The 471-nt window shown below is 37.6% G+C and carries 1 pseudogene; it reads right to left on the bottom strand.

What is annotated here, in order from left to right:
- Positions 1-471: pseudogene (locus HC176_RS16340) on the bottom strand (SusC/RagA family TonB-linked outer membrane protein); the annotation flags it as partial.

Below are 471 nucleotides of genomic sequence, written 5' to 3'. Positions count from 1 at the left end.
ACAAACCCATCAAACATATACTCTTCATAAGACAGGTTAGTTGTAAAGGAAAGATAATCAGTAAAAGTGATTGTAGCGAAACCGTTGGCATTAAAATTAGTTCGGTTGTTCAGGTTTATATAATTATAAAGAGAACCTACAGCATTCTCGTTACCAAAAATAGGCCTTACAGCGTTAAGCGTTTGTCCACCTGTTGCTCCATAGTCATAGATTGGATCACCTGCAGAATCTGTGATAAGACTTCCATCTTCTCCTCTACGATATAATGGATAGACAGAAGATACACCGTAGATCCACTGGATAGCACTTTGATAGGAAGTACCTGATTGAGCAGGATAATTTTGCTCTGACTTACTGAATGAAGTATTCAATCCTAATTTTAGCCAATCTTTTACCTCACTTTCAAGATTTAATCTGGTGGTAATCCTTTCGAAGTTGGATTCCTTTACAGTTCCCTCCTGCTCAAGGTAA

This window comes from Tamlana crocina (assembly GCF_012037625.1).
This window is presented reverse-complemented; position numbering and strand designations above follow the sequence as displayed.